Annotated in this window: 21 protein-coding genes; 8 read left to right on the top strand and 13 right to left on the bottom strand. The window is 43.1% G+C overall.

All coding sequences use genetic code 11. The features are described 5' to 3' along the window. Positions 1 to 4: 4 nt before the first annotated feature. The 9 genes from leuD to W7W_RS0100835 form a co-directional block, all read right to left on the bottom strand. Positions 5 to 598, bottom strand: coding sequence for a 3-isopropylmalate dehydratase small subunit (leuD, locus tag W7W_RS0100880; protein ID WP_010661990.1), 594 nt, complete (start codon positions 596 to 598; stop codon positions 5 to 7). Positions 599 to 661: 63 nt separating this feature from the next. Beyond that, the gene (gene leuC, locus W7W_RS0100875; protein WP_010661989.1) at positions 662 to 2062 is read right to left on the bottom strand and encodes a 3-isopropylmalate dehydratase large subunit; all 1401 of its coding nucleotides are present in this window, start codon (positions 2060 to 2062) and stop codon (positions 662 to 664) included. A 206-nt stretch (positions 2063 to 2268) separates the two neighbouring features. Continuing rightward, the gene (locus tag W7W_RS0100870) at positions 2269 to 3765 is read right to left on the bottom strand and encodes a 2-isopropylmalate synthase (RefSeq protein WP_010661988.1); all 1497 of its coding nucleotides are present in this window, start codon (positions 3763 to 3765) and stop codon (positions 2269 to 2271) included. After that, the gene (locus tag W7W_RS23390) at positions 3755 to 3901 is read right to left on the bottom strand and encodes a hypothetical protein (protein WP_157202423.1); all 147 of its coding nucleotides are present in this window, start codon (positions 3899 to 3901) and stop codon (positions 3755 to 3757) included. Before W7W_RS23390 ends, W7W_RS0100870 begins: the two co-directional genes overlap by 11 nt. Before the next feature lie 16 nt (positions 3902 to 3917). Further along, positions 3918 to 4970: a ketol-acid reductoisomerase gene (gene ilvC, locus W7W_RS0100860; protein WP_010661987.1), complete on the bottom strand. Its 1053-nt coding sequence runs from the start codon at positions 4968 to 4970 to the stop codon at positions 3918 to 3920. A gap of 23 nt (positions 4971 to 4993) precedes the next feature. Beyond that, complete coding sequence (ilvN, locus tag W7W_RS0100855; protein ID WP_010661986.1) at positions 4994 to 5548, bottom strand: acetolactate synthase small subunit; 555 nt, start codon at positions 5546 to 5548, stop codon at positions 4994 to 4996. Between the two features lie 80 nt (positions 5549 to 5628). Then, a complete protein-coding gene (ilvB, locus tag W7W_RS0100850; protein WP_029510211.1) occupies positions 5629 to 7365 on the bottom strand; it encodes a biosynthetic-type acetolactate synthase large subunit in 1737 nt (578 codons plus the stop codon). A gap of 143 nt (positions 7366 to 7508) precedes the next feature. Next, positions 7509 to 9335 (bottom strand): dihydroxy-acid dehydratase, encoded by a 1827-nt coding sequence (gene ilvD, locus W7W_RS0100845; protein WP_010661984.1) that lies wholly within the window; start codon positions 9333 to 9335, stop codon positions 7509 to 7511. 535 nt (positions 9336 to 9870) lie between these two features. Beyond that, positions 9871 to 10602 carry a carboxypeptidase-like regulatory domain-containing protein gene (locus tag W7W_RS0100835; RefSeq protein WP_010661983.1) on the bottom strand — a complete coding sequence of 244 codons (732 nt, stop codon included), beginning with the start codon at positions 10600 to 10602 and terminating at the stop codon, positions 9871 to 9873. 216 nt (positions 10603 to 10818) lie between these two features. On the opposite strand from W7W_RS0100835, the gene W7W_RS0100825 reads away from it, so the two are divergent. The 4 genes from W7W_RS0100825 to W7W_RS0100810 all read left to right on the top strand — a co-directional run bounded on the left by W7W_RS0100825 (position 10819) and on the right by W7W_RS0100810 (position 14436). Continuing rightward, positions 10819 to 11718: a diaminopimelate dehydrogenase gene (locus W7W_RS0100825; protein WP_010661982.1), complete on the top strand. Its 900-nt coding sequence runs from the start codon at positions 10819 to 10821 to the stop codon at positions 11716 to 11718. A 467-nt stretch (positions 11719 to 12185) separates the two neighbouring features. Further along, a complete protein-coding gene (locus tag W7W_RS0100820; RefSeq protein ID WP_010661981.1) occupies positions 12186 to 13004 on the top strand; it encodes a 2,3,4,5-tetrahydropyridine-2,6-dicarboxylate N-succinyltransferase in 819 nt (272 codons plus the stop codon). A 384-nt stretch (positions 13005 to 13388) separates the two neighbouring features. After that, positions 13389 to 13958 (top strand): L-threonylcarbamoyladenylate synthase, encoded by a 570-nt coding sequence (locus tag W7W_RS0100815; RefSeq protein ID WP_010661980.1) that lies wholly within the window; start codon positions 13389 to 13391, stop codon positions 13956 to 13958. Positions 13959 to 14013: 55 nt separating this feature from the next. Beyond that, positions 14014 to 14436: an acyl-CoA thioesterase gene (locus W7W_RS0100810; RefSeq protein WP_029510209.1), complete on the top strand. Its 423-nt coding sequence runs from the start codon at positions 14014 to 14016 to the stop codon at positions 14434 to 14436. 346 nt (positions 14437 to 14782) lie between these two features. Here the strand turns inward: W7W_RS0100810 and rimM are convergent, their stop codons facing one another. After that, positions 14783 to 15313 carry a ribosome maturation factor RimM gene (gene rimM / locus W7W_RS0100800; protein WP_010661978.1) on the bottom strand — a complete coding sequence of 177 codons (531 nt, stop codon included), beginning with the start codon at positions 15311 to 15313 and terminating at the stop codon, positions 14783 to 14785. A 136-nt stretch (positions 15314 to 15449) separates the two neighbouring features. Further along, positions 15450 to 17477 carry a transketolase family protein gene (locus W7W_RS0100795; RefSeq protein ID WP_010661977.1) on the bottom strand — a complete coding sequence of 676 codons (2028 nt, stop codon included), beginning with the start codon at positions 17475 to 17477 and terminating at the stop codon, positions 15450 to 15452. A gap of 298 nt (positions 17478 to 17775) precedes the next feature. Here W7W_RS0100795 and W7W_RS0100790 point away from each other — a divergent pair, with 298 nt between their 5' ends. The 4 genes from W7W_RS0100790 (at position 17776) to W7W_RS0100775 (ending at position 22815) form a co-directional block, all read left to right on the top strand. After that, positions 17776 to 18897, top strand: coding sequence for a 4-phosphoerythronate dehydrogenase (locus tag W7W_RS0100790; RefSeq protein ID WP_010661976.1), 1122 nt, complete (start codon positions 17776 to 17778; stop codon positions 18895 to 18897). Between the two features lie 71 nt (positions 18898 to 18968). Continuing rightward, positions 18969 to 20423, top strand: a complete 1455-nt coding sequence (gene gnd / locus W7W_RS0100785; RefSeq protein ID WP_010661975.1) for a decarboxylating NADP(+)-dependent phosphogluconate dehydrogenase — start codon at positions 18969 to 18971, stop codon at positions 20421 to 20423. Between the two features lie 206 nt (positions 20424 to 20629). After that, positions 20630 to 22108, top strand: a complete 1479-nt coding sequence (locus W7W_RS0100780) for a DUF5687 family protein (RefSeq protein WP_010661974.1) — start codon at positions 20630 to 20632, stop codon at positions 22106 to 22108. Between the two features lie 11 nt (positions 22109 to 22119). Beyond that, a complete protein-coding gene (locus tag W7W_RS0100775; RefSeq protein ID WP_010661973.1) occupies positions 22120 to 22815 on the top strand; it encodes an ABC transporter ATP-binding protein in 696 nt (231 codons plus the stop codon). Between the two features lie 217 nt (positions 22816 to 23032). Here W7W_RS0100775 and W7W_RS0100770 read toward each other — a convergent pair whose 3' ends face one another. Both W7W_RS0100770 and W7W_RS0100765 read right to left on the bottom strand, forming a co-directional pair. Then, entirely contained in the window at positions 23033 to 23893 is an 861-nt protein-coding gene (locus tag W7W_RS0100770; protein WP_010661972.1) for a glycine betaine ABC transporter substrate-binding protein, read from the bottom strand. Between the two features lie 608 nt (positions 23894 to 24501). After that, positions 24502 to 25194 (bottom strand): zinc metallopeptidase, encoded by a 693-nt coding sequence (locus W7W_RS0100765; RefSeq protein WP_010661971.1) that lies wholly within the window; start codon positions 25192 to 25194, stop codon positions 24502 to 24504. Positions 25195 to 25278 lie beyond the last annotated feature (84 nt).

Genomic DNA, 25278 nt, shown 5'->3' with positions numbered 1-25278 from the left:
CTTTTTAGCTGTTTGCTTTTTCCCAGGTTGCGATTTCATTGCTGATGTTTAGCAGGTAATCAATGTCATCGAAGCCATTGAGCATACATTTCTTTTTATAAGGATTGATTTCAAATGACTCACTGGAGCCGTTTGGCTGAAGGGTAATTTTCTGGTTCTCCAGATCAATTTCCACTTTCGTTGCAGGGTCTTTTTCAATAGCCTGAAACAACTCTTCCAGAAATTCTTTCGAAACCTGAACCGGCAGCAATCCGTTGTTGAGCGAGTTGTTTTTAAAGATGTCGGCAAAAAAGCTTGAAACAACAGCTTTAAAACCATAGCCTGCAATAGCCCATGCAGCGTGTTCGCGACTGGATCCGCTACCAAAGTTCTGGCTGGCCACGAGTATTTTGCCCGAGTAGGTAGGATCGTTCAGTACGAAATCCTCTTTGGGATTACCGGACTTATCATACCGCCAGTCGGCAAACAGATTGTCGCCGAATCCGTCGCGGGTCGTGGCTTTCAGGAATCGGGCAGGTATAATTTGGTCCGTATCCACGTTTTCGATGGGTACAGGAACACAAGTCGATTCCAGTTTTACAAATTTATCTATTGGCATAATTTGTTCTCTTAAAAATGTTATCAATCAATTACATCAGATCTGTTCCAGTGTTTCTTGTAATTACAAAAAATCACGGGGATCGGTTATCTTTCCTGTAATAGCGGTGGCTGCAGCTGTCAGCGGACTGGCAAGCATGGTACGGGCTCCGGGGCCCTGACGACCTTCAAAGTTCCGGTTCGATGTGGAAACAGCGTAGTTTCCTTCCGGAATCTTGTCATCGTTCATGGCCAGACAGGCTGAACAACCGGGCTGACGCATTTCAAATCCGGATTCTTCCAAAATCTGACGGATACCTTCTTCCTCGGCTTGAGCTTCCACCTGGTGACTACCGGGCACAATCCATGCAGTAACATTATCCGCTTTTTTCTTTCCTTTAACGAAAGCTGCAAAAGCACGAAGGTCTTCTATCCGACCATTGGTACAGCTACCGATGAAAACATAGTCCACTTTTTTACCAATCATGGCGTCGCCTGGTTGGAAGTCCATGTATTGCATGGATTTTTTGAAAGTGGCCTGGGTCGATTTTTCAATTTCTTCGAGGGTCGGAATTGACTTACTGATGCCGATGCCCATTCCCGGGTTGGTACCATAAGTAATCATGGGCTCAATATCTGATGCTTTGTACGTAAGTTCCTTGTCGAACTCTGCATCTGTGTCAGAGGGCAGCTGGCGCCACTCTTCAACTGCTTTGTCCCACTCTGCACCTTTGGGGGCAAACTCTCGACCTTTTACATATTCAAAAGTGGTTTCGTCAGGAGCAATCATGCCTCCGCGGGCGCCCATCTCGATACTCATGTTACAGATGGTCATCCTTGCTTCCATGGAGAGGTTGCGGATTGCCGAACCTGCGAATTCCACAAAATATCCAGTGGCACCACCTGTGCCAATCAGAGAGATGATGTAGAGTACAATATCTTTGGATACCACTCCTTTACCCAATTCTCCATCGATGTTTATCCGCATGGTTTTGGGTTTGTTCTGGAGCAAAGTCTGAGTCGCCAGTGTCATCTCAACTTCGCTGGTTCCGATACCGAATGCGATGCTTCCAAAAGCTCCGTGGGTGGAGGTGTGACTGTCTCCGCATACGATGGTCATTTCGGGTTTGGTAATTCCCAATTCGGGTCCTATTACATGGACAATTCCGTTCCATTTGTGGTTCAGCCCGTAAAGAGGCACCCCAAACTCTTCACAGTTCAGCGCCAGTTTATTTACCTGGAATCGGCTGAGCTCATCCTGGATGGGTTGGTCCTGGTTTAACGTAGGAATGTTGTGGTCTGCCGTTGCAACTGTTTTTTCAGGTCTTCTTACCTGTATGCCACGGTCTCTGAGGCCTGCAAAGGCCTGGGGACTGGTCACTTCATGTACAAAATGACGGTCGATGTATAAAACACTGGGGCCACCATCAACTTTGGTTACCACGTGCTTGTCCCATATCTTTTCGAATAATGTTTTTCCTGCCAAGGTATTATTGTTTTAATGGTTACAAAATCATTTAATCTTAGAAACTGTTTAAATTTTGTTTTTGGTAGGTGCTTTTAACGGATTGAGCTCTTTAGACAAGTCAAAATTGACGAGAATAGCAGCGCTATTTAAGGGAATTTTGACGACGTATAAGCGTTCAAGATTCGAAAACATTCCAAAGGATAAAACTTAAACAGTTTCTTAAATCAGGCAATTTTTCCGACGGCATCCAGGAACGCTTCCACCGATGCTGTTATGATGTCGGTATGAGCTGCAAATCCGTAATAGGTTTGACCTTTGTGCTCTACCTGAACGTGTACTTTACCCAAATCGTCGCTTCCGCGGGTAATGGCCTGAATCAGGAACTCTTCCAGGCGAACTCTTCTTTTAATCAGTGCTTTAACCGCGGTAAATGCTGCATCGATAGGTCCGTTTCCGGCTGCCGTTTCTGTAAATACATCACCGTTGAAGTTGATGCGGACGGTGGCTGTGGGGACTGTTGATTTTCCACAAACAACCTGAAGCAGTTCCAGCTGCAACGGCTTGTTGGATTTGTCCTGTTCGCGTCCTGCAAGGATCTGCAGATCTTCATCTGTGATGTCTTTTTTCTTGTCGGCAAGTTCCAGAAACCTCTGATAAACTTCGTCGAGTTCTGTGGGTTCAAAGTCATATCCCAGTACCTGAAGACGATGTTTAAGTGCAGCGCGGCCGCTGCGGGCGGTCAGCACAATGGATGACTCTTTGACGCCCACTTCTGCAGGGTCAATAATTTCATAGTTTTCCCGGTTTTTCAGTACACCATCCTGATGTATTCCGGATGAATGCGCAAAAGCATTGCGGCCTACAATCGCCTTGTTGGGCTGCACAGGCATACGCATGAGGGTGGAAACCAGACGACTGCTTTTGATAATTTCTTTGCTGTTGATGCCCGTCTCCAGATCTAAATCTTTATGACTTTTTATGGCCATGGCCACTTCTTCAAGAGAGGTGTTTCCGGCCCTTTCACCTATTCCGTTAATGGTTACTTCTACCTGACGCGCCCCGTTAAGAATCCCGGACATAGAATTGGCGGTTGCCATTCCCAGGTCGTTGTGGCAATGCGTGGAAAGGATGGCTTTGTCCACATTGGGTACGTTGTTCATCAGAAAGGCAATTTTTTCACCGTATTCATGTGGAAGACAGTATCCGGTTGTATCCGGAATGTTGACCACTGTAGCTCCTGCTGCAATTACAGCTTCCACCACGCGGGCCAGATACTCGTTGTCGGTACGACCGGCATCTTCGGCATAAAACTCCACATCATCAATGAAGTTTCTGGCATATTTAACTGCCTCAACCGCTCGTTTTATAATTTCTTCAGGATTGGATTTTAGTTTGTAGTTGATATGATAAAAAGAGGTTCCAATACCTGTATGGATTCGTCCTTTTTTGGCGAATTTCAGTGCATCGGCAGCCACTTCAATGTCCTTTTTCACTGCGCGGGTCAAAGCACAAATGGTTGGATTGCTGACGGCTTTGGATATTTCTACGACGGAGTTGAAGTCTCCCGGACTGGAGACCGGAAATCCGGCTTCGATAATGTCCACGCCGAGTTTTTCCAGTTGCTTGGCCACTTCGATTTTCTCGATGGTATTCAACTGGCAACCCGGGACCTGTTCGCCATCCCGCAATGTGGTGTCGAAAATATAGACTTTATTGCTCATGGTTGATTGTTTTTTTCAGTCCGGTGATTTCCCGGTTTATGAATGGTTCCGAAAACCGGCTTCTCCGGCTTCCGGAACCATAAATGATTAATGTTGAGTTGGCAGCAATGGTGAATAAACCCGGGATTGGGTTCATTCGTACATTTGTTGCACTATTTTTTCTGATTTTCAGGACGAAGCTGACGAACTGCAGCCCCTGCATTCCACATTTCAGACTCACGCAGCTCTTTAAGTTCTTCCTCAAGTTTTACCCGATAGTCGCTTTGGCTGTTGGCATCGATGGAACGTTGAGCCTCGTTTCCTTTTGCCACCTCGCTGTAAAGTTCTTTGAATACAGGCATGGAAGCATCGCGGAATTTCTTCCACCAATCGAGTGCCCCTCTTTGGGCTGTGGTGGAACAGTTGGCATACATCCAATCCATCCCGTTCTCAGCAACCAGCGGCATCAAACTCTGAGTCAGCTCCTCAACAGTTTCGTTAAAGGCTTCTGAGGGAGAGTGTCCATTAGAACGCAATACTTCGTACTGAGCTGCAAAAATTCCCTGGATGGCTCCCATCAGTGTACCCCGTTCTCCTGTGAGGTCACTGTAAACTTCCTTCTGGAAAGTGGTTTCGAAAAGATATCCACTACCTACGCCAATACCCAGGGCCACCACGCGATCAAATGCTTTGCCTGTGGCGTCCTGGAAGATTGCGTAGCTGGAGTTCAGTCCTCGTCCTTCAAGGAACATACGACGAAGACTGGTGCCTGAACCTTTTGGGGCAACCAGAATCACGTCAACATCTTTGGGAGGTATAATACCTGTACGCTCTTTGTAAGTCACGCCAAATCCGTGTGAGAAATAAAGCGCCTTACCGGGTTTCAGATACTTCTCTACGGTAGGCCATACAGCAATCTGTCCGGCATCAGAAAGAAGATACTGAATGATGGTTCCTTTGTCGAGAGCTTCCTCAATAGGGAACAGCGTTTTTCCTGGCTCCCAGCCATCAGCAACGGCTTTGTCCCATGTTTTTGAGTCTTTGCGCTGGCCAATAATAACGTTAAAGCCATTGTCCTTGAGATTGAGGGCCTGTCCGGGTCCCTGTACGCCATAACCGATAACGGCAATGGTTTCGTCTTTCAATACTTCCTGTGCTTTTGCCAATGGGAACTCTTCGCGGGTTACCACATTTTCTTCGGTTCCTCCAAAGTTAATTTTTGCCATGATTAATCTGTTGTTAACTGTTATTAGTTTAATTGAGTTTGATCTGTTTCCAGTTTCTTAAGATAATTCTCCAAAAGTTCTTTTTTGGTTTTGGTGATTGCGATTCGTCCGGACCGGACAAATTGCGAAACTCCGTAAGGGTCAAGCTTTTCAAACAACTCCTGGGTTTCTTCCTTGTGTCCGGTTTTTTCAATAACGGTATATTCCGGTGTGATTTCCAAAATTCGTGCTCCGTATTGACGAACCAGCTTTTCTATTTCATTGCCACCGAGCAGCGAACTGGTTGATACCTTGTAAAGCGCTATCTCCTGATGGATAATCTCATCCGCTCTGAATACAAACACTTTTAATACGTCAATGCGCTTTTCAATTTGTTTGGCCAGTTTCTCAATGTTATCGGCAGTAGCAAATACCACAATGGTGAATTTGTGGATGCCGGTGATGGCCGACTCGGAAGTGGTTAAGCTTTCGATATTGATATGCCTGCGGGTAAAAACTGTCGTAATCTGATTGAGCAGTCCCACATGGTTTTCGGAATATACAGAGAGTGTAAACTCTTCTTTATCTGGTGTCTTCATTTTCTTGATCTTTTATGTTGGTTTTTCCACAAACAAAAAGGGAACTTCTGATTAGGCTTCCCCAGTGTTCCCTTGTTTTTTTACTCCAGGCGGATGTCAGATACTGATGCACCTGCCGGAACCATCGGGAATACATTTCCTTCTTTTTCAACCAAAACTTCCATCAGGAAAGGGCCCTCTGTTTCGGCCATTTGTTTGATGGCGTCATCCAGATTTTCGCGCTCTGTAACTTTTATGGCGGGCACGTGGTATCCTTTGGCTATGGTCTGAAAATCAGGGTTGATCAACTCGGTGGAAGCATATCTCTTATCGAAAAAGAGTTCCTGCCACTGACGAACCATTCCCAGAAAGTTGTTGTTCAGCAAAACAATCTTCACAGGAATATTTGTTTGAAAAATTGTTCCCAGTTCCTGGATGGTCATCTGAAAACCGCCATCACCAACGAAGACACATACCGGACGCTCGGGAGCCCCCAGTTTGGCTCCCATTGCAGCCGGAAGTCCAAAGCCCATTGTGCCTAATCCTCCGGAGGTAACCACACTTCTGCTTTGTTTAAACCGGAAGTAGCGGGCGCCCATCATTTGATGTTGTCCTACATCTGTAACCATTACAGCATCATCATTGAAAGCTGAAGAAACTTTAGAGATTACCTCGCCCATTCTCAGACCTTTGTCATCGGGAGCTGTTTCCTTTTCGATAATTCGTTTATATTCAATTCTGAAACAGGCTTCAAATTCTGCCACCCAGTCGGTGTGTTCATTTTTGGTGATTTTACCTGTGAGCAGGGGGAGTGTTTTCTTTACATTTCCCAACAGAGGAACATCTGCATGAACGTTTTTGTTGATTTCAGCAGGGTCTATTTCCATGTGAATAACCCTGGCATTGGTGGCATATTTTGTCAGGTCGCCTGTTACACGGTCATCAAAACGCATTCCGATGGCAATAATAAGGTCTGCCTCATTGGTTTTGATGTTGGGGCCATAGTTTCCGTGCATTCCCAGCATCCCCACATTCAGCAGATGGTCAGAAGGCATGGCGGAAAGACCCAGTAGGGTCCATGCAGCCGGAATACCTGATTTTTCAAGGAATTCGAGCAATTCTTTTTCGGCATTTCCCAAGACAACGCCCTGACCGACCAAAGCCAGAGGCTTACGGGAGAGGTTGATCAATTTCGCCGCTTCTTCGATTTGATGAAAGTCGATGGGGCTTTCGGGAGAGTAACTCCGGATGGCTTTTACCGGCTCATATTTGAAGTCCATTTCATTCACCTGGGCATCTTTGGTTATGTCAACCACTACAGGTCCCGGTCGCCCCGACCGGGCAATATAGAATGCTCTGGCAAGTGCTGCCGGAATGTCCTCTGCTTTCCGAACCTGGTAGTTCCATTTGGTTACCGGCTGGGTTACACCTACTACATCGGTTTCCTGAAAAGCATCGGTTCCCAGAAGTGATGAAATTACCTGCCCGGTTATGACTACCAGCGGAGTTGAATCCATCATGGCATCTGCCAGTCCTGTTACTGTGTTGGTTGCTCCGGGTCCGGAGGTTGCAAAGCAAACTCCAACTTTTCCCGTAACACGGGCATATCCCTGAGCCGCATGGACGGCACCCTGTTCATGGCGGGTGAGGACGTGATGAACCTGATCGTGATAATTATAAAGAGCATCATAAATAGGCATGATAGCCCCCCCCGGGTATCCGAAGATCATAGTTGTTCCTTCATTGATCAATGACTGCATTACAGCCTCGGATCCGCTCATCCTTTTTGTCTCCCTGGTTTTTTCTTCTTTCATTAGTAATTGAGATTGTGGTTCCATAACATTCATGGTTGCGTTTGAGAAAAATTAAATTAAAAAAACCTGCTCTCCATATTTTATTGGGGGTACAAGATTATGTCAGAATTTACCGGTTGTCAAGAAATTTAACAAATTCAGGCTACCGACTGACTTTCACGACTCCCTTATATTATTCTGACTGCTCCTTTATCTGCTGATGATACCATTGACGCATAGGCTTTGAGGGCTTTGGAAACCTGTCGCTCTCTGGGGCCGGGCTTGAAAGCCTGTTCTCCTTTGGCCATCTCTTTATGCCTGCGTTTTTCCATTTCTGCTTCTGATATTTCTACATTTATGCTTCTGCCCGGTATGTCGATGACAATTTTGTCGCCAGTTTCTACCAGCGCTATTTCTCCGCCGGCAGCAGCTTCGGGTGATACATGCCCTATTGAAAGGCCTGAGGTACCTCCTGAGAAACGGCCGTCGGTAACCAGAGCACACTCTTTACCCAGGTGGCGCGATTTAATGTAAGAGGTGGGGTAAAGCATCTCCTGCATTCCCGGGCCTCCTTTTGGGCCTTCATATTTTATTAACACCACATCGCCTGATTTTACATCACCCTCGAGGATGGCATCACAGGCACTGTCCTGAGATTCATAGACTTTGGCAGTTCCTTCGAAATGAAGAATGGATTCATCAACTCCTGCTGTCTTTACAATGCACCCTTTGGATGCAATATTGCCAAAAAGCACCGCCAGACCACCATCCTTAGAGTAAGCGTTTTCCACACTCCGGATGCATCCATTTTTGCGGTCCAGATCAAATTCTTCATAAACGGCATTTTGTGACCCCAGTACCAGGTTCCGGAATCCTCCGGGCGCACTCTTGTACTTTTCCCTGGCTTTATCGGTAACTTCTTTACTGAGCAAATCAAAGTCATTGAGTGCATCAGCCAGTGATGGATAATCTATCCGGTGAACCGATGTATCCAAAAGATTGTGACGGGCCAATTCTGCCAGTATCCCTAAAATACCCCCCGCACGGTTCACATCCTGTATATGATAATGACTGTTTGGGGCAACTTTTGAGAGTACCGGTGTATGTCTTGACAGTTGATCTATATCCTGCATGGTAAAATCCACACCTGCCTCATGGGCAATTGCCAGCAGGTGGAGCACTGTATTGGTGGATCCTCCCATGGCAATGTCAAGGGTCATTGCATTCATAAAAGCCTGTTTTGTAGCAATGGATCTGGGTAACACTGAGTCGTCCCCGTCCCGGTAATGGCGATAGGCGAGATCTACAATTTTATTGGCGGCCTCTTCAAATAACTTTTTGCGATTGGCATGTGTGGCTACGATGGTTCCGTTTCCTGGAAGGGCCAGACCAAGAGCCTCATTGAGGCAGTTCATGGAGTTGGCGGTAAACATTCCGCTGCAGGAACCGCAGGTGGGACAGGCATTTTGTTCAACTGCCAGCACATCGCTATCCGAAACATTGTCATCGGCAGCCATTACCATAGCGTCAATAAGGTCAAGGGCCGTTCCATTGTTGTTCCCGGCTTCCATTGGGCCTCCGGAAACAAATATGGTGGGGATGTTCAGTCGCATGGAAGCGATGAGCATACCGGGAGTTATTTTGTCACAGTTGCTGATGCAAATCATGGCATCGGCGCGGTGTGCATTTACCATATATTCTACACTGTCAGCGATGAGGTCGCGTGATGGAAGGGAATACAGCATTCCGTCGTGTCCCATAGCAATACCGTCGTCCACCGCAATGGTGTTGAATTCGGCAGCAAAGCAACCTTGTTTTTCCACAATTTGTTTTATCTCCTGGCCGATATGATGCAAATGAACGTGCCCCGGAACAAATTGAGTGAAGGAGTTGACAATGGCTACCAACGGTTTGCCCATTTGTTCGTCTTTCATTCCGTTTGCACGCCAGAGGCTTCTGGCTCCTGCCATTTTTCGGCCCTGTGTGGTCGTATTACTTCTTAATGGTCGCTTCATAATAATTAAACTGTAATCTTCTGTATAAATTAAAAACCCCTCTCACGCAGAAGTGAGAGGGGTTTAAAAATCGGTTGCTTTATTTAGCTATACACCATTCTCACTTCTGCCTGGTTGTCCCACGAGAATAATAATATTGACGAGAATGAGTGATAGAAAAAGGTTCATATCCAAAGTTCAAATTCATTTGTTCTTTGCAAATGTATATATTTTGACAATACCATCAAGCATTTTGTAACAAAAAAATGAATTTTTCTTGCAATTTAGTGAGAAATTGCCCTGTGAGGCTGATGAAATCGTAGTTTTTGACCATGAAAAATTTGAACATTTTTTGTTTTGTCTTATTGTTGTAATGTTTGTTTTGTTGTAAGTATTTGTTTGTGTTGTGTCTGAGGTGCTTTTTTGTGGGTGTGAAGAAATTGAACAAGGTGGTTTCCTCCTTTTTTGTATTATGATCAATGGATTATTATTCTCCGGAAATAAATAAATATTCAATCTTGGGTGTGTTATATAACACTATAGATGGATGTATTGTTTACTGTTTGGTTTGTTTGTATTCTTCCCAGAGTCTTAAAATCTTATTGCGGATCGTGAGCAGATTGTCTTGTTTTGACATTTTCAATCGTTGATTACAGAAGATTATAAATGGTTCCATTTCCTGGTCTTTAATTTCAATCCAGTCATTAAGCATCCCTGAGGATATCACCTCTTCCCATGCGGATTTTTGATTCATACTGTTGATGACCTTTCGTGTTTTCCTTTGACTTTTGGCTTCTTTGCTGAAAAGGGAGTGTGCCAGGCTCAGGGGGCTCATGACCATGCCTATGGATGGAGACGGAATTGATTTGTCCGGTTCAGCATCCGGGTCCACATTAATTCCAAAGTTTCCCGGTAGGTTGAGGCGCATCTCGCGTTCCTCTGCTCTTACAATTACTTCATTAAGCATATAACTTGCAGGTGACAGGAATATACTGTCGTTTATATTGCTGTTACGAAAGTCGGTTGCTTTAATGGTCCTGGGATCAAAGCCCATTGATACAATTCTTATGGAGTCGTCAGCCGGCAATGAGATTCTAAACTGACCATTGGAGTCGGAAGTGTAGGAGAGGTAGGTGTTGTAACTTACCAATTGTACATATCCGAGAGGTTTCTGGTTTTCTTTGTTATAAAGGGTGCCTGATGCAGTGATTTTATTTTTGTCTTGTGCTTGTAGTGTTTGAGCAAAAAGAAGACAGCATCCGGTAATCATCAGAATGATTATTTTCATAAATCTGGGAGTTTATCTGGCTGGCTGGATTGTTTCAAAAAATGTGCCAGCTGATATTTTGGGGATGAAAATGCAAGGATAAAATAAAAAACCAACAAAAATCAGTAAAATCCAATCAAAATGTAAGTCAAACTCGCCCTTGGATATTAATTTGAAATCCTCACTAACAATTTGTATATTTGTGCTTTGAAATAATATAAATCAAAATTAAACAGTATGAGTAAGATTCAAGTAGCAGTAGTTAGTTACGGAAATATTGGAAAATTTGCAGTAGAGGCAGTAAATGCATCACCTGACATGGAACTTGCCGGTGTGGTACGTCGTTCCACAGGTAATAATCCCCCTGAGTTGGCCGATGTTAAGGTTGTTACCGACATCTCTGAGTTGGGTAAGGTGGACGTTGCCATTCTCTGCTCTCCTACCAGAAGTATTCCCGAGACGGCCAAAGCTATTATGGAGAAAGGCATCTGTACGGTTGATAGTTTTGATATTCACGGAGAAGAGATGTTGAAGTTGCGCAGAATGCTTGATGAAACCGGGAAAAAACATAATTCAAAAGCAATTATTTCTGCCGGTTGGGACCCGGGAAGTGACTCTGTGGTTAGGACGCTTTTGAAAGCTATGGCCCCCAAAGGTCTTACTTACACCAATTTTGGCCCGGGAATGAGTATGGGCCACTCTGTTGCAGCTAAAGGAAAAGATGGTGTTAAAGATGCTCTTTCAATGACCATTCCGGTGGGAACAAGTATTCACAGACGTATGGTATATGTTGAACTTGAAGATGGTGCGAGCATTGAAAAGGTTACCAAAGATATAAAATCGGACAGTTATTTCAGTAAGGACGAAACGCATGTCATTGCAGTTCCCAGTGTGGATGAACTGAAAGATATGGGACATGGTGTTTTACTGGAACACAAAGGTGTTTCCGGACAAACCCAAAATCAGTTGTTTGAGTTTAAGATGAAGATTAACAATCCGGCGCTAACCTCTCAGATTCTTGTTTCATGTGCACGCGCTGTGTTGAAACAGCAGCCCGGGTCTTATACTATGCCTGAGATTGCTCCTATTGATTACCTTTCAGGAGATAAGGAAGATTTGCTAAAACGCCTTGTGTAAATGTGACCACCTGGATTTAAAAAGAATATAGAAGACAAGTGTTTTTATTCTAAAATACTTGTCTTTTTTCCCTTCCTCCCCGTAAATTTAGAAATCAAAACCTCTATTCATAAGACTGAATTTGTATTTGCCTCAGGATTAACTGATGATGGAAGTGTTGTGTCTTATTGTGAAATGTTGAAGATAAGATGAACTTTTTTTGAAGAGAAGTTGAAGTAATTATTAGGCGAATGAAAAAAATGAGGTTATATATGTCTAATTGCTACGCAATTATTTTTTGTCCACAAATTCGTGGATCCCAAAAGACAAGAAATGGCTTAAGCCATTTTTGTCTTTGGTAACATCATAATAGACTTTTGAGGTACGGATTATTATGGTGAAACATAAAAAAGTGCTGCTGACTATTCCAGCAGTATCTATTTGAAATAAGGAAAGACAATATACAATTCAATTAAAACCTTGAATTTATGACTGCAACTTTAAAAGAAATTGTTGAGAAAGCATGGGACGACCGTGCATTGCTTGAAAAAGATGAAACGAAGAATGCAATCCGACAGGTAATTTTAAGCCTGGATGTGGGTGAACTGAGAGTTGCCGAGCCGGTTGGGGATGACTGGCAGGTGAATGACTGGGTGAAAAAAGCAGTGATCTTGTATTTCCCAATGCAGGAAATGGAAACCATTGAACTGGGGCCTTTTGAGTTTCATGATAAGATGGCGTTGAAAAGAAATTATAAGGAGTTGGGTGTCAGGGTGGTTCCGCATGCAGTGGCGCGTTATGGTGCTTTTATCGGACGAGGTGCTGTAATGATGCCTTCGTACCTGAATATCGGGGCTTATGTGGATTCCGGGACTATGATTGATACTTGGGCCACCGTTGGTAGCTGTGCCCAAATTGGGAAAAATGTACATTTGAGTGGCGGTGTTGGTATTGGCGGTGTGCTGGAACCTGTTCAGGCATCCCCGGTAATTATTGAAGACAATGCTTTTATCGGCTCTCGCTGCATCGTGGTGGAAGGTTGCAGAGTAGGAGCAGAAGCTGTGCTTGGAGCAAATGTGGTGCTGACCGCCTCGACCAAAATTATTGATGTGAGTGGCCCGGAGCCCAAAGAATATAAGAGTTATGTGCCACCTCGTTCAGTGGTCATCCCGGGTAGTTATACCAAGAAATTTCCGGCCGGAGAATATCAGGTTCCTGCGGCATTGATTATAGGGCAGCGTAAGGAATCGACTGATAAAAAGACTTCTTTGAATAATGCACTGCGTGACTTTGGGGTGGCGGTGTAATCCGGCGTTCTCAAAAACGTAACGAACATTAAGGAATAATTCTAAAAGCCGGGCACTTTGTCCGGCTTTTTGTTGATCTACCATTGGATAAGGACAGTTGAGATAGTTACCCTTAAAAAAGCATTATATTTGCGGGAGATAAAAAGTTGATATGAAACGAGGATGGCAACTATTGCCCCAAAAGAATAAGTATAAGTTCTTGCATGCGAATTCTGTCCGACCTTAATAGACAAATTTTATGCGGATGAAACGAGCATGATATTTTTTAAGCATTAATATCACATAAGAATATGTTTAAAAAATATTATTTGAGAGTGCAGCGGTTCCCTTCGTTCTTGAATTTTTAATTAGCTTTTTATCAGATAATTATAAAGTTTTAAGCGGATGAATTACCAAAATGATATTAAGGAGGCAGTTGAAGTGCTTCAAAATGGAGGGCTTATTATTTACCCTACGGATACTTTCTGGGGGATAGGGTGTGATCCCACGAATGCGGATGCTGTTAAAAGAGTTTTTGATCTGACGAAACGAAGTAATTCAGACGAGGTGGTTGTTCTTGTGGATTCGGAAGTCCGTTTGAATTCCTATGTTCAGGAGATTCCTGAAATTGCATATGATTTGATAGAGCTGGCAGAGAAGCCTCTTACAATTATATATTCTGGAGGGAAGAACATTGCAGAGAATCTTCTTTCGGCAGATGGGGAAATTGGTATTCGTGTCTCCGGAGAAGATTTTTCACGATCGCTGTGTCAAAGATTTCGGAAGCCGGTTGTTTACATTCCGGCAGCAATGTCAGGGAAACCGTCTCCCCAAAACTTTGGAGATGTGGAAACCGGAATTTTGGAAGAGGTGGATTTTATTGTGAAGTATCGTCAGGAGGAACTGTCAATCCCGGCGGCAGCCGGTATTATTAGGCTTGGTGTAGATGGTCAGGTTGAGGTAATTCGGGAATAAGCGGATCAACAATTCTAACCTCTTTGAAAATTATATGGAAATTAAAGAGAATCAAATGAAGCGGGAAGATTTTAAACATAGTGTCCCTGTGCAGATGCGTTTCAGCGATGTGGATGGCTTCGGACATGTGAACAATGGTGTTTATAACGATTACTACGATATCGGCCGAATGTATTATATGCGCGATGTGTTGGGGTGGCTTCCTGGAGATTCGCAAAGAGACAATCAGCTGGTGGTGGTGAATACAAAAATCGATTTTATTGGACAGATTTTGTTGGGGCAACCTATTGAAGTGCTTACCCGGGTGGTGTCACTGGGAAATAAAAGTTTAAAGATGACTCAGTGGGTTATAGAACAAGGTGCAGAAGAGCCACTCTCTGTTTGTGAGTCTGTAATGGCCGGTTTTCAGCGAAGTACGGGCACCTCTTTTGTGTTACCTGATGAATGGAGAGAGGCAATTAATGGTTTTGAGAAATAAGTTCTCCTTTGGTTTATATCAATACTGCTGCGGGCTCACCAAGTTGGAAGCTATCCTTTCTAATGGGGATATTTGGTTGAGTGGCTACCTCTTTTTTGAAGTTCAAAAACAGCTGAAACGACCTTCCTTCCTGGAATTTCAGTGTATCTCCATTCAATTTTGGCACAATTGACAATTTTAAAATAACTACTTCCTTTCAGGATGTGTTGAGGATTCCAGATCATTAAAGAATTTCCCCTGCTGAAAGAAATTTCTAACAGTTTTGTATTTGGTGGTTTTCCATAACTTAAAGGGTTAGTAATTATTATGGTTTTTTAAAGATAAAAAAATCGAGTAATTCCCAGAATTATTCCTCATTTAAATCCAATAGTCCCTCCGGAATATTTAATTCAATCGTTTTATTCTCCTCATCAACATTAACAATAAATTCTTCCGCGACAGGAATCAATAGCTCTCCTTTTTTGCCATTGATAATAAACAGGGGATTGCCGGAGATATCCTGGATGCTCTCAATTATTCCCAGTTCGCCTTCGTTAATATCGATGGCCTTAAATCCGTTAAAAGCATTAATGTTATTGGTGCCGACAGACGGGCCCGATATTTCGTGCGGTGAAATATAGATGTCATTGTCCATAAGTTTTCTGATATCTTTTTCGGTCTCCAGCAAAGGCAATTTAACCAGTAACACATCTCCTCCCTTGTAGCGAAATTCATTGACGCGAAACGGAACGAGCCCTTTATCAATGTCCACAAAGATAAATGTGGGGTCAAGCTCCGATTCAGCAACTTCGGAAGTCAGTCTGATGGCAGTTTCTCCTGAAACACCATGGGGCTTGGCAAGTTTGCCGATGTATGTGAATTCTGATTTTTCTATCATGAGGTAAATTTACAAATTTTGCCGGGTCTGTGGCCTTTTGAGTTTTTAATAATTTTGAAAAGAACAGTGAAGAAATAAATAAGACCTCCCCAAAATGAATTGAGGAGGCCTTGTTATTTATATAGATCAGAAAAAATTACAGTTTCAGGAAGTTGCAAACAGCTTCGTAAACTGCCTTTCCGGTGAATCCGAACTCTTCATCCAGCACTTTGTAAGGAGCTGAATATCCGAAATGATCCAAGCCGTTGGCCAGTCCGTTGGCTCCTGTCAATCCTTCAATGGTTACAGGCAATCCGGCAGTTAGTCCATAACGGGGAACATCGGCAGGAAGAACTTCCTCTTGGTAATCAGCCGACTGGTTGCGGAAGAGGCCTTCGGAGATGGCAGATACCACCTGAATTTTGAGGCCTTTTTCTTTGCGCAGCATGGCAGCACCTTCCACCATGGTAGAAACTTCAGATCCGTTTCCAACCATGACCAGATCCAGTTTACCCTGATCTTTTTCTACGATATAAGCACCTTTTTTGGCTTTCAAGGCTGTTTCATAAGAACTTCCCGGCAAGTTGGGGATGTTTTGGCGTGATAAAATCAGTGCTGAAGGAGAGTTGGTATTCTCCATTGCCATTTGCCATGCAACAGTTGATTCGTTGGCATCCGCAGGACGCATGACCAACATACTGTTTTGTCCGTGGTGGTTTTTCAGTTTTTCCAACAGTCTGATCTGAGCCTCTTGTTCTACAGGCTGGTGTGTAGGGCCGTCTTCACCAACACGGAATGCGTCATGTGTCCAAACGTATTTAACGGGCAGCTGCATGAGAGCGGCCAACCGAACCGCAGGCTTCATGTAGTCGGAAAATACAAAGAATGTTCCACAAACAGGGATTACTCCACCATGAAGAGCCATGCCATTGGCAAGTGCTCCCATTGTTAACTCAGAAACGCCGGTGTGTACAAATTGACCTGAATAATCACCTTTCACCATTGGTTGGGTCTTTTTCAGGAATCCGTCTGTCTTGTCAGAATTGCTGAGGTCGGCAGACATGACAATCATGTTTTCCACATGATCGGCAAAGTGCGCCAATACTGTTCCTGAAGATCCGCGTGAAGCTGCATCTGCTTTTTGTTCAATAGATGCATAATCCACTTTGGGAGCTTCTTTGGAGAAAAACTGGTGGAATTGCTCAGCCAGCTCGGGATTGGCTTTTTCCCAGGTTTCCTGTTCGGCTTTTTTACGATTGGCCTGAACAGCTTTTTCTTCCATGCATTTTTTGTAGTATTCAGCTACATCGGGGAATATTGAAAATGGCTGTTCCGAATCCCCGCCAAGATTTTCGATGGTTTTACGGAAAGAAGCGCCAGCAGCACCAAGAGGCTGTCCGTGAGTGGATACTTTACGTTCGAAAGATTCACCTTCTTCTGTTAAAGCACCTTTACCCATTACTGTTTTACCAATGATGAGGTAAGGCTGATCGGTGATCTTCTTAGACTCTTCGAGAGCCTCGCGAATCTGTGCATGGTCATGGCCATCAATGGTTTTTACTACCCATCCCCAGGCTTCATATTTTTTAGCTGTGTCCTCAACAGTTACTGCGTTGGTTTCTGTTGACAACTGAATGTCATTGGAGTCATAAAACATTACCAGGTTTCCTAGGCCCAGGTACCCGGCAAGACGACCTGCTCCCTGTGAAATTTCTTCCTGAATTCCTCCGTCAGAGATAAATGTGTAAATGTTATGAGCACTCCAGAGGCCGAATTTTTGTGCCAGAAAACGTTCTGTAATTGCAGCACCGACAGCCATGGTATGACCTTGCCCCAGAGGTCCAGATGTATTCTCTACGCCTCGTTCGAAATCCACTTCAGGGTGTCCGGGAGTAGGACTTCCCCACTGACGGAAATTGGCCAACTCCTCCATGGTATAGGTTCCTGTCAACGCAAGTTGAGAGTAAAGCATGGGAGACATGTGTCCCGGATCCAAAAAGAAACGGTCACGAAGAGCCCATCCTCTGTCTGTGGGATCGAACTCCATATATTCAGAGAAGAGGATGTGGATGTAGTCTGCGCCACCCATGGCTCCACCAGGGTGTCCTGATTTGGCTTTTTCGACCATGGCAGCCGAAAGCACGCGTATGTTGTCTGCGGCTCTTTTTGCGATGTCTGTACTCATAGTATTGTTGATTTTTAGTTTTAAGACTTTATCTGTTCTGGTCTGTTCTTTGCTCGTTCGGGTTGCAAATATATAAAAACAACTTATTTTTTCGAGTTAAAAAACACTTAATCATCATTTTTCAATGACAAAAGTAAGGAAAATTTTTAGCATTGAAGGAATAAGCGTAAGAAATACTTTTAAACATTTGTGCTTTTTTGTATCCATTTGCAAAAGTATGCTGGAGGTTAATGCTAATAAATGCGCTTCTCACTATTTATTATTACTTTGGTATCCGTAAATCAAATTTTGGAAAATTATGCTGATAGTTGCTGATGATAAAATTCCTTTTTTGAAAGGGGTGCTTGAACCTTATGCACGTGTTGTTTACATTCCCGGTATCGAAATTGGGCCGGCGGATGTTAAAGAAGCCGACGGACTTATCATTCGTACCCGCACAAAAGTTGACAGATCATTGCTTGAAGGAAGCAGGGTGAAGGCGGTGGTTTCGTCCACCATAGGAACGGATCATATGGATATTTCCTGGTTGGAAGAAAATGGTATTGCATGGGCCAATGCACCAAGCTGCAACTCGGGTTCTGTCAAGCAATATGTCGCGTCAGTTTTTGCTGCCCTTGAGATGGGTTATTTCCCGTTGAGAGGAAAAACGCTGGGGATTGTTGGTGTTGGAAATGTGGGTAGCAAAGTAGCAAAAGTTGGTGAGGCTTTCGGAATGAAGGTGTTACTGAATGATCCGCCAAGAGCTGCTAAGGAAGCTGATTTTCCTAATGTGGACCTGAATGTACTTTTGCAAATGTCGGATGTGGTCACTTTTCATGTTCCTCTTACCCGGGAGGGTGTTTATGCAACCGAATATCTCCTGAATGACACAACACTCATGATGATGAAGCGGGGAAGTGCGCTGATTAACTCCTCACGAGGTGAAGTGGTGGAACAACGGGTGCTGATGAAAGGTATTAGTTCGGGTTTAATTGATCGGGCTATCCTTGATGTATGGGAGCATGAGCCTGATATTTCTGTTGAATTGCTTGGGCGATTAATGATTGGGACCCCGCATATTGCAGGTTATTCGGTGGATGGTAAAGCCAACGGAACTGCCGCTGCTGTTCAGTTTATGAGCCGGCAGTTTGGCTTTGATCTGGATAACTGGCAGCCTTTAGAATTGCCAATGCTGGATGATATGTCTTTGAGGGTTAGTGATGTTGATGAGCGATTGAACCTTAAGCTGGCCAAAGCCGTTATTTCCACGTACGATGTAAATGAGGATGCAAAAAGGCTGGTCGAAGACCCGGGAAACTTTGAGGCCATCAGGGGCAATTATCCCGTTCGGCGAGAGTTTCCTGCCTGGACCATTAGCGGGGCAGATGTAAATGAGGAGTTGAGAAAGTCATTGATCCTATTGGGGTTTAAATTGCTCTAATGTCGGATTAACCATGAATTTCAAGGTTTATTAGTGAATATGAAAATGTGAAATCTAAATAGAAGAAATAGATGATAAAGAAAGCAGACATCGGACTGATTGGTCTTGCCGTAATGGGGGAGAACCTGGTATTAAATATGGAAAGTCATGGCTATACTGTGGCGGTTTACAATCGCAGTGTAGAGAAAGTTGACAAATTTGTGAATGGCCGGGGAAAAGGGAAGAACTTTATTGGTGCACACTCACTGGAGGAGTTTGTGCAGGATATTGAACGTCCACGGAAAGTAATGATGCTCGTGAAAGCGGGTCAACCTGTGGATGATTTTATTGAAAAGCTGATTCCTCTGCTGGATGAGGGTGATGTGATCATTGATGGAGGAAACAGTCATTTCCCTGATACCATACGTCGAACCAAATATGTGGAAAGCAAAGGTTTATTGTATATCGGAACCGGAGTCTCCGGAGGTGAGGAGGGAGCATTAAAGGGACCTTCCATGATGCCGGGTGGATCTCCTAAAGCATGGCCATTGGTGAAAGATATCTTCCAAAGTATTGCCGCTAAAGTGGACGATGGCACCCCCTGCTGCGATTGGGTTGGCGAAGATGGTGCAGGCCATTTTGTAAAAATGGTTCACAATGGCATCGAGTATGGTGATATGCAACTTATCAGCGAAGCTTATCATCTGATGCGTGATTATCTCAAACTCTCTCATGATGAGATGCACGATATTTTTGACCTCTGGAATCAGGGAGACCTGGACAGCTACCTGATAGAAATAACCCGTGATATTATGGGGTATCGTGATGAAAACGGTGAACCGCTGCTGGAGAAAATCCTGGATGCGGCGGGTCAGAAAGGTACCGGTAAATGGACTGCCATCTCCTCCCTTGAGGTAGGTGTTCCCCTGACGCTCATCGGAGAAGCAGTGTATTCACGAATTCTTTCATCACAAAAAGAGGAACGTTTGAGAGCTGCTGAAATTATTAAGGCTAAGGTGTCTCAACTCGATGAGGAGAAGGAGGAGTTTGTGAATGCCATTCACGATGCTTTGTTTGCTTCCAAGATTGTCTCTTATGCGCAAGGTTATGTCTTGATGCGTGAAGCTGCCAGAGAGAACAACTGGAACCTAAACTATGGTGGAATTGCTCTCATGTGGCGTGGTGGCTGCATCATTCGTTCTGCGTTCCTCGGAAAGATTAAGGATGCCTTCGATCACAATCCCGAACTGGAGAACCTGATTCTTGACAGCTACTTCCATGATAAGTTGCAGGCTGCGCAGGAGGGATGGCGCAAAGTGGTGTCTGTGGCTGCACGCATTGGCATTCCCGTGCCGACATTCTCTTCAGCTTTGGCCTATTTCGACGGATATCGCACGGCCAACTTGCCTGCGAACCTTCTTCAGGCGCAACGTGACTATTTTGGAGCACACACCTACGAACGCGTGGATAAAGATCGTGGTGAGTTTTTCCATACCAACTGGACCGGTCGCGGAGGCGATACGGCTTCTTCCACTTATCAGGTCTAAGTTGGTTATAGTGTCTCTGATTATAAAACATTAGAAATGACTTGACAAATTGTTAATTCAATAATCAAGGTCAACATTAAACGGCTAAAAACCCCGAAAGCACAGGAGAAAGTTGCTTTCGGGGTTTTTGGATTTCAAATTAATTTTTCTACAACTATTGTTTTCCGGGTTTTGGTTTTATATTTTTATGGTCAAAATCTTAACCCATGAGTCAGACTATAAATTCGTTAAACCGAAAATCTTTTTACCGCTCCACCTACTGGCAAAGGAGTATCGCCATAAAAGTACTGGTTGGTTTTTTTGTTTTTTACCTTTCCATTAGCATATTGATAATGGGATTTACCTTGCCCGCAATTCTTCAGGAATATTTTCCAGGACAAAAGGTAATAAGCGCTTTCAACCAGAATTTGTGGTATTATTTTATTTTCAGTGCCATACTTCGGCAACTTTTTCAGGAGATTCCGATTGTGAACAGCATCCCGCTGTTAGTTCTGCCTTTTAAGAAAAAGAAGATCGCGCGGCATTTGGTAAATAAATCTTTCTTCCATATCATTAATTTTCTTCCCCTGCTATTTCTGATACCCTTTACTTTTGATACGGTAATAGAGGAATACGAACTACTAAACACCCTGGGATGGCTGATTAATCTTGTAGGACTTATCTTAGTTGATCACTTGATTGGTATTTGGCTGAAAAGATTCTCCTTCTACAAGGAAAAAATGTCCGCCATAATATTAGGGCTGGGTATTGGACTGTTTTTGTTGTCTTTTTATAGTATCATCCCGGTTTCTGTATGGATTGGTCAATATTTTCATTCTGTGTTAGTATATCCGCCTCTGGCTGTAGCTCCCTTTATTTTTGTTGTACTGTTATACCGTTTTAATATAAATGAGATCGCCAAAGGGATGTATCTGGATAGTCGATTGATACCTGTTGAAAAGGATGTGAATATTCATGCCTTTTCCTGGACGGATAAATTTGGGTCAATCGGTAAATATATTTCTCTTGAGCTAAAGATGATTACGCGTAACAAAAGGACCAGAAGTGCTTTTATGAGTGTTGTCTTTCTGCTTTTATACGGTTTTATTGTTTACGGTAATTCTGGGATGGCGAATTACGACTTTTTTCTGATTTTTATCGGCATACTCATTACAGGTAGTTTCAGTGTTAGTTATGGTCAGTTTACCCCGGCGTGGCATTCAAAATACTATCCTTTTTTGATGACACGGGATTTTGGACTCAAAAATATGCTCAATGCCCAGTATTTTTTGTTTATTGCATCCACGGTTATTGCCTTTGTTTTTTCCACGGTTTACCTGATTTATGGTGCCAAGGTGTTATTCTTTAATTTTTTGAGTGCCATCTTTAATATTGGAATTACCAGCCATATTGTATTGTGGATGGGGTCGTTCAGTTCCAAGCCCATTGATTTATCTCAAAGTTCATTTTTTAATTACCAGGGCACCGGAGCTTCTGTTTGGATTATGGCGTTAGTCATTATTCTCGGGCCAATACTATATTTCGGTCTGCTAAGTCTGCTGCTCGAAGATATCTGGAGTTATCTGATTTTTGGACTGACCGGCATTGGTGGCATAATATTCCACGAATCAATCATGAACAAAATTCTGATTCGATATAAAAAGAATAAACATCGGATGCTTTATAGTTATCGCCAAACCTTTTAACCTTATATGCTATGATCACTTTAGAAAATGTAGTGAAGAAATACAATGGAAATGTTGTATTGGCTATTGATAATCTCACCTTTCAGCAAGGAGACATTGTGGGTGTTGTGGGCAACAACGGTGCTGGAAAAACAACCATGTTTTCAGCCATTCTGGATTTAATTCAACTTTCTGAAGGACACATCGAGAACAATCAGCAACGAGTAAATGAATCCGAAGAATGGAAAAAATTTACCAGCTCTTATCTGGATGAAAAATTTCTGATTGATTACCTTACCCCCGATGAGTATTTTAACCTGGTCGGAAGCTTAAAAGGATATGCTCCAGGGGATATTCAGGAGTTTATCGCCGGCTTTAGTGAATTTTTTAATGGTGAAATAGACAATAAACGAAAGTATATCAGGAGCCTCTCAAAAGGCAATCAGCAAAAGATTGGCATTGTTGCATCGTTGATTGGCAATCCTCAAATTGTTCTGTTAGACGAGCCATTCAGCAACCTGGATCCTACTTCTCAATACCGATTACGCCAGATTATTAAAGATTTTCAGCAACAAAACAACTGCACTTTCCTGATCTCCAGTCACGATTTAAACCATGTAGCTGAGGCGTGTACCCGTATTGTCATTCTTGAAAAAGGAAAAGTCGTGGATGACGTAAAAACAAGTGACGAAACCATGTTGAGACTGGAGAATTATTTTGCTATTTAGTGTTTACCCGAAAAGTCCAATTTCTGCGTTACGTCCTTTCTGAAAACAGTTATTTACGAAAGTAAACGCCTTGATTTTCAAAAAGGACAAGCCTTGAACTTGAGCTTTATAGACAAACACTATTTTATGAATGCACAAAGTAAAAACATTGATTTTTGCTAATGCAGTATTCAAGGGGGACTGTCTAATACTTTTTTAGACAGTCCCGTTGTATTCATTATTTCAGCCACTCTTCCGGCATCCATGATTGAATGAGTTCTTTGTTGTCTTTGTACCAGATTCTGCCAGCGGCATCTACGTCATCTTCCTTTTGCAGGAGAAGCATAAGTCCGGACATTGTCTCTTCTGTAAAATAGAAGTTTCCTAAAAACTCTTTGAATCCTGGGCGTTCGTCAGTAAAACCTTTACGGGTTACAATATAGCTTTTTTCAGAAGGGTAAATTCCCTTTGGGTCTTCCAGATATTTCAAATCATACTTTGCCCACTTATAGTGAGGTTTCCATCCGGTAACGACAATCCATTCCTTTTTTGCGGCGGCATTTTTTATACTTGCAACCATGGCCGGTCCGCTGGAGGTAAGCTGATCAAATTCCAGTCCGTAATCTTTGATGGCTTTTTCCGTATCCCTGTAAACACCTGCTCCGCTGCCAACACCAATTATTTTGCCATTAAATTTTTCCTTATGCTCATTAAGTTGGGTGATAGAATCTATTTCAACATAGCCTGGAACTACAAGGCCTGTAGAGGCATAGTCAAAATTCATTCCGACTCTGTCAATCTTATCTCCAAAACGCTCCCAGTAATCCCGGTGTGTTTGTGGTAACCATGCTTCCAGAAAAAAATCTCCATCTCCTCTTGCCAAAGCAGTGAATACAGGTCCTGGAGATAAAAGCATGGTTTTGACGGGAATGCCCACATCTTCAAGTGCCAATTCGGTGATTTTTGTCATTGCAACGCCTTCAATCCAGTTGGCATAGTAAATCACCACTTCTTCTTTCTTTTTTTTACAGCCTGTAGCCCCTAATAATGCAATTACAAAAAACAGAATGATTGTGTTCCTAAAATTTTTTTTAATCATAACAAGTATTAAATATTTAAGGTATTAATGTTCCCTGGTGATTTGTTTTTAGACAAAGTAGAGCCGGGCTTTTATACAATGTTCTGTCATAAAAGCCAATAATAATATGATGGGTTATCTGATAATTGAATGTTTGTAACGGGATTTTTAGGTTTGCAATGGTTTTAATCAGAGAATAAATCTGATTTAAAATCAACGGATATTCGGAACTTAAATCGGCCGCAAAGGTATTTTTTAAGTATTAACCCCCAAAAACAGACTTCTTAAATTTCTTTAATTTGAATGTTGAAGGTCCTCGTTTTTTAGGTTGATGGTGGTTCTGGCAGTTACTCTATTCGTGCTAAGACCTCTTCTCTCTGAGCCGATGAAATCCAATTGATCAAGTTAACTTTCCTTGTTTTATTTCCTGCAAATGGAAAGATATAAGCTTTGCTTTAGTACTATTTCAGAGGATGATGTTTTTTTGACTCTTTCTGAATACTCTATAAATCATCCTTTTTTGTGTCTTTCTGCCGAGTTAATGAATCAGTATTGTAATCTGTCGTAAAAACAAAAACTCCGAAATCAAAAATAGACTTCGGAGCTTTAAATGAGGTATGAATTATTTTTTAATCCCGGCTTCCCATAAAAATCATTACATAATATGCCAGGGTGGCCAGAGCCGAAAGTGCTGCAACCACATAGGTGTAAGCAGCCCATTTCAGGGCATCGCGTGCCTGGTTGTGGTTTCGTCCGCTGGTGATATTGGCAGAATGCAACCATGCCAGAGCACGCTGGGTGGCGTTGATTTCCACCGGAAGGGTGATGAACGCAAATGCGGTGAAAATTGCATAACAGGCAATGATGATTTGCAATGCCAGATCAAAGGGAACCAGTGACGGTAACAGAAATGCTCCTGCAAACATCATGATGAATACGGCATTCAAAATTTTTGAACTCACATTTTGAATAGGTACCAATGCTGACCGCAACTTTAGGGGAGCATAGCTGCGGGCGTGCTGAACAGCGTGACCACACTCATGTGCAGCGACTGAAGCTGCTGCTACATTGCGTCCGTGATAAACATTTTCACTGAGATTGACGGTTTTATTGGCCGGATTGTAGTGATCTGATAAATGACCGCGTGATGGCAATACTTTTACATCATAAATTCCATTGTCGCGTAGCATCTTTTCAGCCACCTCACGTCCCGATAAATTACTGTCCAACGGGGTTTTTGAATATTTTTTGAAACGGCTCTTTAGCTGAGCGCTGACAATCCAGCTGGCAATCAGAAAGAACAGAAATATTAGTAATAACATAGTTCAATTTTTTATGGTATAAAGATAGAAGATTCTTATCAAAAAGGGTGCCATGGGATTAAGCTGAGAGTTTTAGGTTGAGGT

The organism is Marinilabilia salmonicolor JCM 21150 (assembly GCF_000259075.1).
In the GTDB taxonomy this organism is placed as follows: domain Bacteria; phylum Bacteroidota; class Bacteroidia; order Bacteroidales; family Marinilabiliaceae; genus Marinilabilia; species Marinilabilia salmonicolor.
Note: the sequence above shows the minus strand (reverse complement) of the source record. Positions and strands in the feature narration are given on the sequence as shown.